This is a genomic window from Streptomyces sp. bgisy159 (assembly GCF_965341775.1).
Taxonomy (GTDB): domain Bacteria; phylum Actinomycetota; class Actinomycetes; order Streptomycetales; family Streptomycetaceae; genus Streptomyces.
This window is the reverse complement of sequence record NZ_CBDQZH010000001.1, coordinates 155,212-171,705: the sequence shown is the minus strand read 5'-3', so window position 1 is coordinate 171,705 and position 16,494 is coordinate 155,212. Positions and strand designations below refer to the sequence as shown.

The 16,494-nt window shown below is 73.9% G+C and carries 14 protein-coding genes and 1 tRNA gene; 9 read left to right on the top strand and 6 right to left on the bottom strand.

The genetic code is table 11. The annotated features are described in order from the left end of the window. Positions 1 to 47 precede the first annotated feature (47 nt). Positions 48 to 4,169 carry an nSTAND1 domain-containing NTPase gene (locus tag ACSLTV_RS00825; RefSeq protein WP_432133534.1) on the bottom strand — a complete coding sequence of 1,374 codons (4,122 nt, stop codon included), beginning with the start codon at positions 4,167 to 4,169 and terminating at the stop codon, positions 48 to 50. Positions 4,170 to 4,728: 559 nt separating this feature from the next. On the opposite strand from ACSLTV_RS00825, the gene ACSLTV_RS00820 reads away from it, so the two are divergent. Together ACSLTV_RS00820 and ACSLTV_RS00815 are read left to right on the top strand one after the other, a co-directional pair. After that, complete coding sequence (locus tag ACSLTV_RS00820) at positions 4,729 to 5,238, top strand: hypothetical protein (RefSeq protein WP_435611442.1); 510 nt, start codon at positions 4,729 to 4,731, stop codon at positions 5,236 to 5,238. 139 nt (positions 5,239 to 5,377) lie between these two features. Further along, positions 5,378 to 5,587 carry a ferredoxin gene (locus ACSLTV_RS00815; protein WP_432133536.1) on the top strand — a complete coding sequence of 70 codons (210 nt, stop codon included), beginning with the start codon at positions 5,378 to 5,380 and terminating at the stop codon, positions 5,585 to 5,587. A 35-nt stretch (positions 5,588 to 5,622) separates the two neighbouring features. Here ACSLTV_RS00815 and ACSLTV_RS00810 read toward each other — a convergent pair whose 3' ends face one another. From ACSLTV_RS00810 to ACSLTV_RS00800, 3 genes are all read right to left on the bottom strand, one after another. Continuing rightward, positions 5,623 to 6,420 (bottom strand): glycosyltransferase family 2 protein, encoded by a 798-nt coding sequence (locus tag ACSLTV_RS00810; RefSeq protein ID WP_432133537.1) that lies wholly within the window; start codon positions 6,418 to 6,420, stop codon positions 5,623 to 5,625. Further along, a complete protein-coding gene (locus ACSLTV_RS00805; RefSeq protein ID WP_435611441.1) occupies positions 6,414 to 7,202 on the bottom strand; it encodes a GntR family transcriptional regulator in 789 nt (262 codons plus the stop codon). The genes ACSLTV_RS00810 and ACSLTV_RS00805 overlap by 7 nt, the downstream gene beginning before the upstream one ends. A gap of 92 nt (positions 7,203 to 7,294) precedes the next feature. Continuing rightward, positions 7,295 to 7,936: a DUF6344 domain-containing protein gene (locus tag ACSLTV_RS00800; RefSeq protein WP_435611440.1), complete on the bottom strand. Its 642-nt coding sequence runs from the start codon at positions 7,934 to 7,936 to the stop codon at positions 7,295 to 7,297. A gap of 305 nt (positions 7,937 to 8,241) precedes the next feature. Between ACSLTV_RS00800 and ACSLTV_RS00795 the strand changes: the two genes are divergently transcribed. Continuing rightward, complete coding sequence (locus tag ACSLTV_RS00795; RefSeq protein WP_003999697.1) at positions 8,242 to 8,370, top strand: DLW-39 family protein; 129 nt, start codon at positions 8,242 to 8,244, stop codon at positions 8,368 to 8,370. Positions 8,371 to 8,468: 98 nt separating this feature from the next. Continuing rightward, entirely contained in the window at positions 8,469 to 9,815 is a 1,347-nt protein-coding gene (locus ACSLTV_RS00790) for a hypothetical protein (protein ID WP_432133540.1), read from the top strand. On the opposite strand, the gene ACSLTV_RS00785 is transcribed toward ACSLTV_RS00790, so the two are convergent. Both ACSLTV_RS00785 and ACSLTV_RS00780 read right to left on the bottom strand, forming a co-directional pair. Continuing rightward, positions 9,779 to 11,671, bottom strand: coding sequence for a serine/threonine-protein kinase (locus ACSLTV_RS00785; protein WP_435611439.1), 1,893 nt, complete (start codon positions 11,669 to 11,671; stop codon positions 9,779 to 9,781). The genes ACSLTV_RS00790 and ACSLTV_RS00785 overlap by 37 nt on opposite strands. Positions 11,672 to 11,903: 232 nt before the next feature. Beyond that, on the bottom strand, positions 11,904 to 12,452 hold the full coding sequence (locus ACSLTV_RS00780; RefSeq protein ID WP_432133542.1) for a helix-turn-helix domain-containing protein: 549 nt from the start codon (positions 12,450 to 12,452) through the stop codon (positions 11,904 to 11,906). A gap of 176 nt (positions 12,453 to 12,628) precedes the next feature. Here ACSLTV_RS00780 and ACSLTV_RS00775 point away from each other — a divergent pair. From ACSLTV_RS00775 to ACSLTV_RS00755, 5 genes are all read left to right on the top strand, one after another. Continuing rightward, positions 12,629 to 12,701, top strand: a tRNA-Ala gene (locus ACSLTV_RS00775). 444 nt (positions 12,702 to 13,145) lie between these two features. Further along, on the top strand, positions 13,146 to 13,865 hold the full coding sequence (locus ACSLTV_RS00770) for a response regulator transcription factor (protein ID WP_435611438.1): 720 nt from the start codon (positions 13,146 to 13,148) through the stop codon (positions 13,863 to 13,865). A gap of 6 nt (positions 13,866 to 13,871) precedes the next feature. Beyond that, the gene (locus ACSLTV_RS00765) at positions 13,872 to 15,455 is read left to right on the top strand and encodes a sensor histidine kinase (protein WP_435611437.1); all 1,584 of its coding nucleotides are present in this window, start codon (positions 13,872 to 13,874) and stop codon (positions 15,453 to 15,455) included. Positions 15,456 to 15,502: 47 nt separating this feature from the next. Beyond that, positions 15,503 to 15,937: a hypothetical protein gene (locus ACSLTV_RS00760; protein ID WP_435611436.1), complete on the top strand. Its 435-nt coding sequence runs from the start codon at positions 15,503 to 15,505 to the stop codon at positions 15,935 to 15,937. Then, complete coding sequence (locus tag ACSLTV_RS00755) at positions 15,937 to 16,203, top strand: hypothetical protein (RefSeq protein ID WP_432157218.1); 267 nt, start codon at positions 15,937 to 15,939, stop codon at positions 16,201 to 16,203. Before ACSLTV_RS00760 ends, ACSLTV_RS00755 begins: the two co-directional genes overlap by 1 nt. Positions 16,204 to 16,494: the final 291 nt, after the last annotated feature.

Genomic DNA, 16,494 nt, shown 5'->3' with positions numbered 1-16,494 from the left:
GCAGATGGGGTGGCGGGAACCGAATCCGGGGTTGGGATTCCTCGGGGTCAGTCGTCGCAGGGCGGGTCGTAGGAGAGGCGGGGCAGGTACTCCTGCCATGTCTCGGGGGTGAGGACGCCTCGGGTCGTCGAGCAGATGCGGTCGACGGCGTCGTCGACGTCCAGGTTCCACAGGCGCACGGTGTCGACGCCGCTGGAGACGGCGAGCCGGTGGGTGCGTGGGTTGAAGGCCAGGTAGGTGCCGGTGCGGGCGTGCGGGCTCATCGACTGGCCGATGGGGGTGGCGTCCGACGGGCGGGACACGTCCCAGAGCCGCACCGTGTTGTCGGTGCCGCCGCTGGCCAGCGTACGGCCGTCCCGGCGGAAGGTCAGTGAGGCCAGCGCCTCGCTGTGACCGGTGAGCGGGGAGCCGAGCGCGGTGGCGTGCGTCGGGTCGGTGACGTCCCACAGGCGGACGGTGTCGTCGTCGCTGCCGCTGGCCAGGGTGGTGCCGTCGGGGCGGTAGGCGAGCACGTTGACGGGGCCCGTGTGACCGGTGAGGGCACGGCCGAGCCGGGAGGGGTGTGCCGGGTCGGAGACGTTCCACAGCCGGATGGTGCGGTCCGCGCTGCCGCTGGCCAGGGTGCGGCCGTCGGGGCTGAAGGCGAGGGCGTTGATGTACCCGTGGTGGCCGGTGATCGGGGGGCCGTAGGGGACGATGTGGTCCGGGTCGGTGACGTTCCACAGCCGCACGGTGCGGTCGGTGTAGGCGGTGGCCACCGTGCGGCCGTCCGGGCTGTACGCCAGCGCGTCCGGGCCCATGAACCGCGTGCTCAGGGCGACGGGTGGGGCGTGGGCGACCGGGCGGGCCGGGTCGGAGACGTCCCAGAGGGACAGCGTGCGGTTGCTCGTGAGGATCGCCAGGGTCCGGCCGTCGGGGGAGAACGCCAACATTCGCTGGCCGCCGTCCGCCGACAGGAACGGCTTGCCCAGGCGCACGGGCCGGTCCGGCCGTGCCACGTCCCACAGCCGTATCCGGCCGTCCCGCGCGGCCGTGGCGAGCACCTTGCCGTCAGGGCGGAAGGCGCCGTTGCGGCCGATCAGGTCGGACGTCGGGACGGACCACAGCCGGATCTTGCTGTCGCCGCTGCCGGTGGCCAGGGTGCGGCCGTCGGGGCGGAAGCCGAGGGCGTACATCTCGCCGCTGCCGCCCGCGAGCGGCTCACCGACCCGCGACGGGTTCGCCGGGTCCGCCACGCTCCACAGGCTCGCCGTACTGTCGGCGCTGGCCGCGGCGAGCAGGTTGCCGTCGGGGCTGAACGCCACCGACCAGATGGGTCCCGTGTGTCCGGTGAGCGGGGAGCCGAGTGCTTCGGCGCGGTCCCGGTCGGTGACGTCCCACAGCCGGATGGTGTCGTCCGCGCTGCCGCTGGCCAGGGTGTGTCCGTCCGGGCTGAAGGCCACCGAGTGCACGAGGTCGGAGTGTCCGGTGAGCGGGGAACCGAGCGCCTTCGCGTGGTTCGGGTCGGTGACGTCCCACAGGCGGACCGTGTCGTCGTCGCCGCCCGAAGCCAGGGTGTGCCCGTCGGGGCCGAACGCGACCGACCGGACGGCCGCCGTGTGCCCCGTCAGGGGGGCGCCGCGGGCGGTCGCGTTCGGCGGGTCGGTCATGTCCCACAGCCGGACGGTGTCGTCCTCGCCGGCTGAGGCGAGGGTCCGGCCGTCGGGGCTGAAGGCGATCAGGTAGATGGTGCCCCGGTGGCCGGTGAGCGTGGTGAGCGGGCGTGGCGCGGCGGGGTCGGTGACGTCCCACAGCCGGATCGTGCCGTCGTCGCCCGCGCTGGCCAGGGTGCGGCCGTCCGGACTGAAGACCGCGCTGCTCACCCAGCTGGTGTGCCCGGTGAGGGCGCCGCCCAACGGTTCCGGCCGGGCCGGGTCGCGCACGTCCCACAGGCGCACGGTGCGGTCGTAGCTGGCGGTGGCGAGGATTCTGCCGTCCGGACTGAAGGTGGTGAGGTAGACGGCACCGGTGTGCCCGGACAGCGGGGTGGCCAGGGGTGCGTTGACGATCGACAGGAGGCGGCTCGACGTGTCCTCGTCGTCCGGGCGCAGCCGGTGCGCCACCAGGTCGAGCCGGGCGGACAGCGACGGGTCGGTGTACTGCACCCGGTCGGCCTCGGCGACGACCTGGCCGAACACGGCGTCGTTTCGCTGCTGCCAGGCGACCACCGCCGCACCGGCGGCCACGATCGCGAGGACCAGCACGGCGGACACCGCGGCCCGCCCGAGCCACACCGTGCGACGTCGCAGCCGCACCGAGGCGGCCAGGAAATCGACCGCGCTGCGGGTCAGCGAGGTGTCGCCGGCGGACTTCGCCCAGGTGTGGGCCTGCTCGAGCCGGGATCCGCGGTACAGGAGGGAGGAGTCGCGGTGCGAGCTCTCCCAGGCCCGGCCGTCCTCCTCCAGCCGCTGGCGCAGCAGATGGCCGCCGCGGTCCTCGTCGATCCACTCGCGCAGGCGCGGCCAGGCGTGCAGCAGGGCCTCGTGGGTGATCTCCACGGTGTCCGCGTCCAGCGTCACCAGCCGGGCGCGGACCAGCGCCTCCAGCGACTCCTCCGTCTTTCCGGGGTCACTCGACTCCTGTGCCAGCTGGCGCCGGGTGCCGCGCCGGCGGGTGGTCCGGGTGTCCTCGCCGAGCCGGACCAGGCGCAGCAGGAGCAGCCGGGCCGCGGTGCGGGCGGCCGGGTCGAGGCGGGACCAGGCGCGCTCGGCGGTCGCCGCGACCGCGCCCTGGATACCGCCGGCGGCCCGGTAGCCGGCCAGCGTCAGCCGTCCCGCCTTGCGGCGTTGCCAGGTGGCGAGCAGGGCGTGCGACAGCAGTGGCAGGACGCCCGCGTCGTGGGCGCCGCGCGGGCCGTCGGCGCTGACCTCGCGGACGATCAGTTCGGCGAGGCCGGGTTCCAGTTCCAGGCCGACCGCCTTGGCCGGGCCGGTCACCGCCTCGCGCAGTTCGGCGGTGGTCAGCGGTCCGAGCACCATGTGGCGGTGCTGCAGGGCGTCGGCCAGCTCGGGGTGGTCGAGGCACCGCTCGTAGAAGTCGGCGCGGACGCCGAGCACGACCAGCGCGGGCGCCGGTGTGCCGGGGCCGGCCGGGGTGCAGGCGGCGTGCAGGAGCTGGATGAAGGTGCGGCGGTCGCTCTCGTCGGGGCAGAGGGTGAAGGTCTCCTCGAACTGGTCGACGATCAGTACGGGGCGGGGCGCGGCAGAGGCGCCGGGGCGGTGGGCCCAGGCGGTGACGGCCTGCTGCACCTGCCGTACGGCCTCGGGGAGCGGTGGGGGATCCGGGTGCCGGGGGGAGGGGGCGTGCGGGGCGGCCGGTGCGATGTCCGTGTCGGGGGGTCCGGTGGACAACCGCCGGGCGGCCGAGACGACAGAGGCCAGTCCGGGGATACGGCGGGTCAGCTCGCCGAGAGGATCGGCGCCCGGGACGAACTGCAGGATCGGCCGGGCAGGTGTGTCGTCGTCCCCGGCGCCTGCGGCCAGGGCGGGGACCAGACCGGCGTTCAGCAGGGAGGACTTGCCTGCCCCGGAGGCGCCGACCAGCATCACCAGCCCGCCCGTGTCCTCGGCCGCCCGCAGCTGGTTCACCAGGGCCTCGGTACTGCGTTCCCGGCCGAAGAACCAGCCGGCGTCCTGCCGCCGGTACGAGGCGAGCCCCCGGTAGGGGCACACCCCGCCGGGTACGGGCGGGGGCTCCTCGGCCGGGTCCCGACCCCGCTGCCGGTCCGGTGCCGCGGTTCCGTCTCCGGAGGAGGCGGCGGAACCGCCGGTGGAGCCGGCGGGGAGCACGGGATCGGCCACCGCCCGCTCCCAGAGCCGTTGCCACTGGCCGATGTCGTACAGCCCCGGGGCGACCGGAGCGGGCCGTGCGCGCCGGGCCGCCGGTACCAGGACCTGGAGCACCGCCGCCAGGGCGGCGAACTGCGCGGGTACGTTCTTCGCCCGCCGCCAGTCGCTGATCCGCTGGGCGGAGACCCGTACGGGTCGTCCTCGTTCGTCGACGCGCTGCAGTCGTACGACCGCTTCCGAGACGCTCTTCAGGGGTGGGTTGCCGGCTTCCTTGTACAACAGCGCGAGACGTTCCGCGAAGGCTGTGCGTGCTGCCCCTGAGTCGGAACTCAAGGCATCCACCCCTTACTCCCGCCGCCTGGACATCCGGACCGGAAAACTCACTCTACCTCCCTGACCTGCGATTTCGTCGGCCTCTGAGGAGGAGGGCCTCCTCCATCCACGGCTCGGCTGGCACGATCGCGGCACAGCCGCCGGGCACGGCGCTGACCTCTTGAAACACGCTCCGCACCGCCGCCGACACGGCCCGGAGCCACCGTGTCCGCCCGAGTTCGGCACCGGTCTCCACGAGGGGAGAGACCGGTGCCGAATCGTGTCCGCTCCCTGTGCGCACCCCTGGATACCTGACGATCCGTCAGTTATGGTCGCCTCGCCGTGCCGCTGTCGCAGGGGGTGAGCGCAAGTGGAGACACGTTCGCGGACGCATCCGCAGAGTCCGCAGCCGCCGGGGGAGCCGCGCTGGGTGGCGCTGTTCCACGTGCCGGACCCGGGTTCCGGCTCGGGGTCGGACCCGGGTTCCGGCTCGGGATGGGACTCGGGTTCCGGCTCCGGTTCAGGTTCCGGCTCGGACGCAAGCTCGGGTTCCTGGCGGGTGGGCGCGGAGTCGCCCCATCGCGCGCCTGTGCTGTACGCGCTGGGCGAGATGACCCACACCATGCGAGCCCGGGGGCAGGAACCGGTCGTCGCGCTGTGGGGGCCGAAGGACGGGGCGTGGGCGCGGCAGGAGGGGACCGCGCAGGCGTTGAGGCGGGCCGCCGACGCCCACACCGACACCTCCGATGCCGATGCCGATGCCGATGCCGGTGCGGACCTCACCGATGCCGAGGCCCATACCGATGTCGCTGCCGGCCCGGGTGGAAGTGCGGACGGGCCGGGTGCGAGTGCGGCTGGGCAGGCGCGGGGCAGCGCCAGCCACGTCGAACGGATGCTCGACCGTCGGCATCAGGCGCTCATGGCCGGGCTGGGCCAGGCCGGCCTCTATGACCTCACCCCGGACGACGTTACCGCCGTACAGGCCGTCGTCGAGCGGCTCGACGAGACGACGGTACGCAGGGTGGCGCACTGGCTGGCCACGGCGGGACGCGTACGGACCGGTGTGGGGATCCAGGAGCAGGCCGAGGACTGCTTCTAGGGCTTCTAGGGCCTTTCTGGGCCCCTAAGGGCAAAGGGTGGGGGCGTTGTCCGGGTGCGCGGACCGGTTCAAGGGCTTGTCGGGAGGGCAGGCAGATCTGTGGGGGCGGGCTCGTGACCGCCTCGTGAGGGGAGGGCACATGAAGATCTCCGTGGATCCCGGCCGGTGCTACGGCTCCCACGACTGCGTGCACAGAGCGCCGTCCGTCTTCACCCTGGTCGACGGGTACGTGGCCGTCCTGCCCGGACGCGAGGGGGCCGGGGAGGAGCCGGAGGTGCGGGAGGCGGCGATGTGGTGTCCCTCCCAGGCGATATCCCTGGGCGAGTCGGGGCGCGGCCGGAGCGGCTGACCAGCGGGCCGGGCTCGGCGCGGCCGCTCGGCTGCTCAGCCCGTGACCGGGTGGCGCCAGCCCAGCGAGGCCAGGGACCGGGCACGAGCGTGGGCGATCGCCATCCGCGCCGTGCGCTCGGCGGTGTCGACATGGGCGGGTGCCGCCGTCACCTGGCCGTCCCACTTGCGGTAGAGGAGCCCGGTCTCCCGGGTGAACCAGCCGCGGCTGACCGCGTTCAGGGCGAGCAACAGGCCGGTGTCCTCTGATGCGGGCAGTGCCATCCAGCCGCCGAGAGCCAGCAGCAGGTCGCGCCGTACGAAGAGGGTGGCCGGGTGGACCTGGGCCAGACAGTCGTGGGCGGCCCAGTGGTCGAGCACCGCGCCACGCTCGACGGGACCTTCGTCCGGGTCGCCGGGGAAGCCCACCGTGGTGCCGTCCGGCAGCAGGTCGAGGGCGCGGGAGGTGGCCCAGCCGAGGTCGGGGTCGGCTTCGAGGGCGGCCAGGTCGCGGGCGAGCGCACCGGGGGTGAGCCGGTCGTCGGCGTCCAGGACCTTCACGTACGGGCCCTCGGCGTGGGCCAGCGCGAGGGTACGGGCGACTCCGGGGCCGCCGGGTCCGCCGGGCCGGCCCTGGCGGAGGGTCACGCGGGGGTCGTCCGGCACGTGGGGGGCGACGGCGTCCGTACGGCCGTCCTCCTGGATGACCCAGTGCCACTCCCAGCCGTCGGGCAGCCGCTGATCGCGCAGGGACGCATAGGCGTCCGGCAGATGGCGGGCGGACGGGGCGTGGACCGCGGTGACGACGGTGATGCGTCGCCGCTCTCCGGGGCGGGGCACGACAGCGGTCACCACCGCTCCAGCGGGGTGGTGGACAGCAGCCGCCTGCGGTCGCCGGGCAGCGTGACGTCGGCGATCTCCACCACGCGGCCGTCGATGCCGCACGACGTCGTGCGCAGCGGTGTCACCGAGGCGCGGGGCGGCAGGTCCGGTGCCCGCGCCTCGTGCGGGGTCGGGGGCCGGGCGGTCACGGACTCCTGGATCCGGTCCAGCTCGGTACCCACCGTGTGCGGTTGGCTCTGGGGGCCGCCGGGCCAGGGCTTCCGGTGTGCGTCCAGCAGGTCGGTGCCGGCGGCGATCGTCTCGCGGACGAGGAAGGAGGTGACGAGACCGGGCGGGGCCGGCTCGGTCGCTCTGCGGGTCAGGTAGGTGCGTGCGTGGAGTGGCGTGCCTTCGGGGACGCCGCATGCGCGGGAGAGGTCCCGGGGTGCCTCGATCTCTCGGTGCGTCGCCCGGAAGGCCGGATCCCGGACGTCCGGTCCGGTGTCGTGGTCCGTCGCTCCCGCCGAGGTCCGCTCGGCCCGCGGCGCGCGGGCCCGGTTCTTCTTCCACTGGTGACGCCGGCTGTCCCGGACCACGAGGGTACGGGGGTCTCGTACGGCGTCGCCGTGTCCGTCGTGTTCGTCGATCAGCCTTTCGCCGGCGAGCGCCTGGAGCGCCGTGCGGGCGACGGGCACGCTGTGTTCGTGGTGTCCGGCGAGTTCCCTCTCCGACGGAGGTCGGTCACCGGGTTCGTACTCGCCCTCGCGGATCGATCGGCGGAGATCGTCCGCGATCATCTCGCACGCCGTGGTCACGGGGACCAGACTACGACTCCGCATAGTTGACGCGGATCGAGGGCGTCCTTCGGGTGGTTGCTCCGCCGGCTCGGGCGGTGCGGTGCGCTCGCTCAGGGCGTGACCCCCGCTTGCGTCGCGACGGTCGAGGCGCAGGAGGACGGGGCCGTGCGGGACTGGCCCCTGTGAGAGGGGTCCGCCTGGGCTGCGTTCGCCTGGACTGCGTTCGCCTTGGCCACGTCCGCGTGCTTGGCGCCGGCGTGCGCCGCGTCCGTGTGCGCCGCGTTCGCGTGGGACGGGGCCGCGTGCGCCGCGTCCGTGTGGGACGGAGCCGCCTGTACCGCGCTCGTGTGGGATGCGTCCGGCTGTACCGCGTCGGCGTCGGATGCGTCCGGCCGTACCCCGCTCGCGTGGGATGCGTTCGCATGGTCCGCGTCCGCGTCCACCTGCGCCGCAGGCTGCTGCGGCTCGTCGGGGGAGCGGTGGCGGCAGCTGGGGGACTTGCCGTGCGCCTCCGCCCGGATGCGCTGCTTCATCGTGGGTGGCAGGGCCCGGGCACGCGTCCAGGACCAGGGGCCCGCCGCCAGGGCCGGCGAGGCCGCGGGGGCGGCGGCGCGGTTTCCGCTGTTGCGCGCCGGCTCGCTCTGGGCTACCGCCGTCGCGGCGGTCGTGGTGATGAGGCCGAGCGCCGTACACAGCGCGAGGAAGGCGGTGACGAAGGCCGTCCAGACCTTCATGACCTGGGTCTTGGCCATGATCCCCTCACTTTCGGGTTGGGCGATTTGCGTACTTTCCTCATGATGTGTATGGGGTGGAGGAAGCGGTGGACCGACGCACGTCGCGTGGCGATGTTCAGATGAACACCACCCGGATGGGCGCAGGGGAGCCGAGGAGCGGATCGGGGCCCTGGTCAGGCCGCGGACCGGGCCATCCGATCCCCTGCTACTGCGCGGTCGGATGCGGAAGTTGAGCGGCCGACATAGGTCACCGATCGATATCGATCGGTGTGTATAGTCGGGCGCCAGAGGTCCCCTACGTCAACGAAAGACGAGGTCGCGCGGTGAAGAAGCTTCTCCTGGTCGCACTGGCCGCCATCGGCGGGCTCCTCGTGTACCGCCAGATCCAGGCGGATCGCGCCGAGCAGGACCTGTGGACGGAGGCGACTGACTCCGTGCCCACGGGTTCGTGAGCTCCCCCAGCGGAAACAACACACGTACAGACCCCGGCCGCGCCTCGTGGTCGGGGTTTTGCGCTGCGTCGCCGGCGAAAGCGGCGTCGCTGGCGGCGGTGACGCTGATCGCCGCGACGCTGACCTGGGCGGCGCCGGGCACCGCCCAGGCCGCGCCCGTCCCCTGGGGCACCGACTCCGCCGGGTACGCCTTCGCCGCCGACGCCCGTAGCGTCCCCGGAGCCACCGGCACCTCCGACGCCGTACGCCTGGAAGCCGGAACGACCTACCGCAGCGCTCTCACGGACGGTGAGAAGACGTACTACGCCCTGGAACTCGACGCCGAGAGCAGCGCCTACGTCTCCGTCACGGCGGTTCCCCGCGCTGCCGACCCGGAACCCTCGGTCTCCGACGGCATCCGGGTCGACGTGCAGAACGCCGACGGGCAGGGCTGCTCCCACGACACGGCGACCGTCGGCGCCGCCCGCAGCCCACGGCCCGTCACCGCGTGGGGCGGGCGCGAGATCGAGCCGGGCAAGCGGCTGTGCCAGAAGGCCGGGACGTACTACGTCGTCGTCCAGCGGGCCAATCCCAAGCAGCCCACCGGCCAGCCCTGGGACCTCGAACTCACCACGGTGTCCGAGCCGCAGCCGAGCAGTGCCCAGCCCACCCGGGCGCCCGAGACGTGGGACTCCGCCACACCCGCGCCCCCGGCCGGCGAGGCCGCGTCCCGCCGGGGCGGCGCGGGCTTCGCCACGGCCACCGCCGTCGGGGAGGGAGCCTGGCGCGACGACATCTCCCCCGGCCAGACCCTCTACTACAAGCTTCCGGTCGACTGGGGCCGCAGCCCCCACGCCACTGTGGAACTCGGCAGCTCCGACGAGGACACCGGCTATCTGGCCGCCGCCCTCGACGTCACCCTCTACAACCCGGTGCGCGCCGAGGCCGACACCGCCCGGACCGGCTACGGCGGTACCCAGAAGGCGGCCACGCTCGCCCCCGTGCCGCCGGTGGCCTACGCCAACCGGTACGCCCTGTCCGAGCGGGTGAGTGCCATGCGGTTCGCCGGCTGGTACTACGTCGTCGTCCACCTCGCCGCCCAGGTGGCGGACCGGTTCGGCGACGGACCGTACGGGATGACCCTGAGGGTGGGGCTCGACGGGACGGCGGCGGAAGGGCCCGGGTACGCGGGGGAGCCGGTGCCGCGAGGCGTGTTCGACGTGGCCGCCGCGACGGCTGACTCCGGTGGCGCCGAGGGTTCCGGCTCCGGCGGGGCGGGCGGTCCGACTGCCGGTACGGCGGCGGGGGCGTCCGGCGGCGACGGTGACACCATGCGGGCGCTTGCCGTGGGCGGTATCGGTACCGGGACCGCGTTGCTGCTGGTCCTCGGCGTGTGGACGGTGACCGCCCGCCGCCGGGCCGCCGCCGCTCAGACGCGGGTCAGCGCCCAGAACCCCACGGCGTAGCAGACCAGCGCGAGCAGCAGCACGGGCACGGCGACCCGGGCGGGCGGGCCCGGCCGAGGCCTGCCACGCCGGGCGCCCCGGCGGCCGTGCCGGGTGGCGGTGCCGGGGGCGACCCTGGGCGCCGGGGCGGGGGCGGATGCGGGGGGCGGGCCGAGGACCTGGGCGGAGGGCTGGGGGTTCTGAGCGGTGTACGACGCGGTGGACGTGGACGCGGTGGACGTGTCCGGGGCTGACGGACGGACCGGGAGGGCGTAGGTGGCCCTGGGCCCGGCGGGGGCGTCCGGGCGGCTGTTCCCAGGCGGAGGCGTGGGCTGTTGCTGTTGCCGCGGCGGCGGCAGGTGGAAGCTGCCGGTGTCGGACATGGAGGGTGTCGGGGTTGGTGTCGGGGTTGGTGTCGGGGTCGGGGTTGGCGTGGGTGTGGCCGTAGGTGCGGGTGCGGGCAACGGAATGGGAGGCGAGGCCGGCGCCGGTGGTATCGGCGACCTGGGGCCGAGTGCGCCCGGGCCCCAGCCGGCCGGTACCGAGGCGGTGCTCTCCCCGGCCGGTGCCGAACTGACGCCGGGCCAGGTGGCCTGCGAGGCGGTGTGCTGCTCGGAGACACCCGGCCCGGGGCCTGCCTCCGCACCCGGACGCGAGCGTGCGGAGCGCTCGGGGACCTGGCCCGGCAGGTCCCCCCGACCCGACTCCCCCACGCCCTCGAAGCCCCCCGATGCGGAGACACCTGGCCCGGAGACCCTCGGTCCAGAGCCTCCCGGTCCAGGGGCGCCTTGCCCGTAAGCACCCGGCCCAGAGTCCCCCGGTCCAGGGCTCCCTTGCCCGTGAGCACCCGGCCCAGAGCCCCCCGGTCCAAGGCCCCCGTGCCCGGAGACCTCCGGCCCAGAGCCCCCTCGCCCGGAGACCCTCGGCCCGGGGACCCCCTGCCCGGAGTCGCCTGAGGCGGCGGGGAGTTCCGGCGTGGAGAGCCCCGGCGGTCGGGACAGCGGTCCCTGAGGGCCGAAGCCCTTCGGCAGGGGCCCGAGTTGGTCGAAGATCTCGATCAGCTCGTCGTCGGGGCCGGGCTCGGGAAGGAGCTCCACGGCGGCCGCCAGCGCCTTGCGCGCGCCGGTGGCGGTGCGGAAGCGGGCCTGCGGGTCCGGCTGCACGAGCGAGGCCAGCACCTGCCAGAGCGGCTCGGGTATGCCCTTGGGGGCGCCGGGCGTGCCGTGTTCCGCGAAGTACTGGACGAGCGCCTTGACGTCCGGCTTGGCACCCTCCAGGAGGTACAGCCCGACCAGGCCCACCGCGAACAGGTCGGCGGGGAAGTCGGGTTCTGAACCCATCATCTGCTCGGGGGCGAGGTAACCGGGGGTGCCGACGACCAGGTTGGTCTCGGTCAGCCGGGGCTCGCCGAGGCGCATGGAGATACCGAAGTCGGACAGGCGCAGCCGGGGCCTGCCCGTGCCGGTGGCTTCGAGGAGGATGTTCGCCGGTTTGATGTCGCGGTGGACGACGCCCTCGGCGTGCACGGCGGCCAGTCCGGACAGGAGCTGGTCGAGCAGGGTGCAGACGTACAGCGGGGGCAGCGGTCCGTAGTCGCCGACGAGGCGGACGAGCGATCCGCCGGCCACCAGGTCCATGGTGAACAGGACCTTGTCGTCGTCGGCGGCCCAGCTCGCGGGTGCGAGGACGTGCGGATGGTCGATGCGCAGGGCCTGTTCGCGCACGAAGCGCAGCAGGGAGTGGGCGTCGCTCTGCTGGAGCACCTTGGCGGCGACGTAGCGGCGGCGGCGGTGGTCCCAGGCGCGCCAGACGGCGCCGACGCCTCCGCGTCCGATCGGGTCGACGAGTTCGTACCGCCCGGCGAAGACCTCACCCATGACCGTGCGTCGCTCCTCCCCCTACGGGTCGCCCCTTGCTCCCGCGTACTGCCGGCTCCTGCCTTCCCTCTTGCTTCCCCCGGGACGGACGGTAGACCCCTCCGCCGCGTCCCGTCTTCACCGCCCCGGTCGGGGTCCCCCGTGACGACGACGCCCCCGTGCCGTACCCCGTACGGTCACCCGTGTCGTCCGTACCCCTGGTCCATTCGGCCGGCGGTGCGCGGCGGGGCGGTCAGTTCTGGTGGGACTGGTAGTGCGCGACGGCGTCCGAGGTGCGGCCGGCGCCGTAGACCCGGAGGAACTCGGCGAGTTCGGGGTGGGTCGGGGCGAGGCTGTCCGCTGCGTCGATGATGTCACCGGCGGCGGCCACCGAACGCAGCAGCGACTGGATCTCGCGGACCACCCGCTTGACCGTGGGCGCGCCCGAACTGCTCGTCGTCTGCGTGGTGTTGTTCAGTACCGATCCTCCCTGGGACCGCTTGATCTCCTCCATGCGCTCGGTGGCCTCGGCCGCGCTCACACTGCCGTCGGCGACCTGGCCGGCGAGGTCCTGCAGCAGCTGCACCCGTTGGACCACCGCCGGGTTGCCGATCTTCGCCCGCTGACCGCTCATCAGCTGGGACAGCATCGGCGCGGACAGTCCCAGCACCCCCGCGAGACGAGCCTGGTTCAGGCCAAGATCGTCGATGAGCTTACGGAAGAGCGCCCCCAACGGCTCCCCGTACCAGTTCCGCTGCAGTTCCCGCGCTCTCGCGGTCGCTTCCTGCTGTGCGGCGTCCATTGCGTCTCCCCATCGCTTCCCCTAAACAACCGCGGTTCGCTGTAGCGAACCACGCCGAGCATCTTACGGAGAGTGGTCGTGCGCGGGGACCCCAATCTTTTTGCGAGATCCCGGGGGTGACCCGGTACTCTGGTCAGCGACGCCCGCCGGACGCGGTATCTCCGGCGACGCTTCCCGGGGCCTTAGCTCAGTTGGTAGAGCGCTGTCTTTGCATGGCAGATGTCAGGGGTTCGACTCCCCTAGGCTCCACACATGAATGCCCCCTGAACAGCGGAAACGCGGATCAGGGGGCATTTTTGGCAGGTGCCCGGTGCGCCACGTGCGCACGGGCGCGCAGGTTGGCGCCGAAGGACCGGCCGACGCAGCGCCGTCGCTCGTCAGCCCGTCCTTCAGGGAGCGTGCGCCGCTGCCGTCCGGGCCCGGACGACCCCGGAACAGCGGCAGAGACACAACCGCCCACCGCCAGGGGGCCAAGGGGCCAGGGGACCAAGGGGCCAGGGGACCAAGGGGCCAGGGAGCCAGGGCCCGCACCGCAGACGAGACCGCCGCGACGGGGTGCCTCCGCGCGCGGGGGTTCCTTGTGGGGGGTCGGCGAACTCCGGGACGGGCGTCAGGGTGTCGTGCACCATGGCACGGACGACCGTGGCCGGTACCGACCGGTCACGGAGGCGGCGGTGAGGCGGGGTGGGAAGCGTGGCGGAGGCCCGGAGTCAGGGACGGGTACTGGTGGTCGACGACGACCCGGCGATCCGCAGGTCGCTGGAGCGCGGGCTGCGGTTGAGCGGCTTCGCCGTCGACCTCGCCGAAGGCGGCCACGCCGCGCTCGCCGGGCTGCGGACCCGGTCGCCCGATGTCGTCGTGCTCGACGTGTCCATGCCTGATCTGAGCGGCATCGAGGTGTGCCGTCGGCTGCGGGAGGAGGGCAGAGACCTGCCCGTTCTCATGCTCTCGGCCCTGGACGAGACCGCCGACCGGATCGCCGGACTGCAGGCGGGCGGCGACGACTACCTGGTCAAGCCGTTCGCCCTGCAGGAACTCGTGCTGCGGCTCCGGTCGCTGCTGCGACGGCGGCCGCCCCGTACCACCGACGAGGTACGGGTCGGCGGCCTCGTCCTGGATCCCGCGGCACGCGAGGCACGGCTGGACGGCCGTCCGCTCTCCCTGACCCGGCGCGAGGTCGAGCTGCTGGACGTGCTCGCGCGCAACGCGGGGATCGTCCTCACCCGCGATCAACTGCTCGACCGCGTGTGGGGATACGACTTCGACGTGCGCACCGATGCCGTCGACACGTTCGTCAGCTATCTGCGGCGCAAACTCGAAGCCGACGGGCGGGCACGTGTCATCCACACGGTGCGGGGCGTCGGGTTCGTCCTCCGGGACGACGGGCGGGACGCAGGACGGAAGGGGGAGTGACCGGCCGTGAGGCTCTCCACCCGTATCGCCATCGCCGTCGGCCTCACCACCCCGCTGCTCGTCCTCGCCGCAGGCTGGCTGCTCGTACGACTCGTCGCGGACGATCTGCAGACACGAGAGGACGCCCGCCTGCGGGAGCGCGCGGCGGTCGCGGCGCCGGACGCCCGTCGGCTGCTCAGGGCCACGGCCGCCGACCGGCCCGCGGCCGTCGAGCAGGCCCGCGAACGGCAGATGCTCACGTCCGGGCTGGACGTGGGCCTGCGCCTCGTCAGCCCGGACGGGACCGTGTCGTCGGCGGGCCCGCAGCCCGGCGCCGACGCACCGCTGCCGGTCCAGGCCGCGCCGGTCCCACGGACGGTGCGCGCCGGGGGCGAGAACTGGCGGGTCCTGTCGACCCCGATCAAGGGGGGCCGAGCGGGCGCCGACGGCACGCTGTGGGTGTTCTCGCCCGACGCGGCGAGCCGGGCCCAGATCGCCCTGGTCCGCTCGCGCGTACGGCGTGTGGCGCTGCTCGCCGCCCCGGTCTCGGGGCTGCTGGCGTGGGCCGTCGCCACTCGCGTCAGCCGCCCGCTGCGGCTCCTGCAGCGACGCACCAGCGGCCTCGACCCCCGGTGCAGCGCGACCCGCCTCGACCACACCCCGACCGGGATCGCCGAAGTCGACGACCTGGCGCGCACCCTGCGTACCGTGCTCTCCCGCTACGACGAGCAGGCCGCCCGTACCGCTGAAGCCCTGGCCACCGCCCGCTCCTTCTCGGCCGCCGCGTCTCACGAACTCCGCACGCCCCTGATGAGCATGCAGACGAACCTGGAGATCCTCACCGCCCACCCGGAACTCGCCGCCGACGACCGCGGGCAAGTCCTGCACGACCTGCGGCACGAACACGCGCGCCTGCTCGGCCTGATCGTCATGCTCCGCGAACTGGGGCGCGGCGACCTGATCGAGGCGGAGGCGTTCGGGCCGGTGGACCTGGTGGACGTCCTGGAGGCGTCCGCCGCGGACCTGCGGCGCCGGCACCCCCGGGCGCGGATCGAGGTCACCGGCGTACCGGGTCTGTACGTACGCGGATGGGAGCCCGGTCTGCGGATCGTCCTGGACAACCTCCTCACCAACGCCCTGGTGCACGGCGGTGGGCGGGAGGGCGAGTCGGGCGGGTCGGTCGAGGTGGCGCTGCGGGTGGAGCGCGTAGGTGAGTCCGGAGGAGCCGTCGCGGTCCTCACGGTCGACGACCGGGGGCCCGGAGTGCCGGACCGGCTGCGGGACAAGATCTTCGAGCGTTTCCACCGGCGGCCCGACAGCCCCGGCTCCGGGCTCGGTCTCACCCTTGTCGCCCAGCAGGTCGCGCTGCACGGTGGCCGGATACGGGTGCTCGACCGGCCGGACGGACCCGGCGCCCGCTTCGAGGTCCGCGTTCCGGCGCAGGTGGACGGCGTGCCGGACGCGGCGACGGAAGTGACCCTGCCGCCGCACCGGGACTGGCTCATCGCGACCGCCGAGCGGTCACGGGTCTCCGGCGCGGAGGTCCCGGGCCCAGGGGTCCCGGGCCCGGGGGCGTCCGTTCCACACGATTTCCACAAAGACGGCTCCTAGCTTTCCCGGGGACAGGCAACCGCCCCGGAATCCTGGAGGAATCCGTCATGCCGATGCTCAGGACAGCCGCCGTCTCGCTCGCCGCCGCGGGCGGGCTCCTCGCCACCGCGGGCCTCGCGGTCGCCGACAGCGGCTCGGGCTCCCCGCAGAGCGCCGCCGCGTCGCACGCACCGCACGCACCGCACGCCGCGCCGACCGGCGACGGTGCCCGCGTACTGTGTCAGCGCGCCCCGAGGATCGACCAGCGCATCACGCGCGCGTTGACGCGGCTGCACGGGGACGCGACCGTACCCGGATCCATCGCCCGGCTTCAGAAGCGCGTGGACAACGCCGGGGCCGCGGGCCACGACGAGATCAAGAAGTTCCTCGACGGCAAGCTCACCTTCCGCAAGTCCCTCGTCCCTACCCTCGAACAGCGTCAGAAGGACGTGCGCGGCGTCGAGAAGTGGTGTGCCGCCCGCGACAACGGGAGCGGCAGCTGATGCGGCGCTCCCGGGAGGCGCCGGCCGCGGCGGCCGCCTTGGCGACGGCCGTCGCGCCGGCCGTCGCGCTGGCCGTCGCGCTGCTGGTCACCGGCTGCGGCCGGTCTGCCGACGACGACACGGGGAGTTCCGGCGCAGGCTCCGTCAGCTCCCGGGGCTCAGAGGCCTCCACTTCGTCGGACGACGTGGACCGTCTGCGGAAGCTCCTCGACGCTGCCGAATCGGCGGTCTCCTCGGCCGAGACCGACGCCGCCCGGAACGGCTGAACTCCGTCCCGGCACCAACGCGCCGCTCCTGAGCGCAGTTGGGTCCCGGGCCCCGGGCCGTCGGACGAGGCCGGCTTCGGCCGACGTCAGCCGGGCGGTGCGTCGGCCGCGGCCGAGGGGAAGTCGGGCGCCCCGGCGTACCGTTGACGGGGTCGGGGTGAGGGGGCGTCACATTGCGGTGGAGGCGGAGCCGGAGGCTCCTGACGCTCCTCGCGGCGGGGATGTTGCTCGCCGGGTGTCAGAGCGGTGGGGGCGCGCCCTCCGCATGCCGGAGGGGTCCGGGCGAACCCT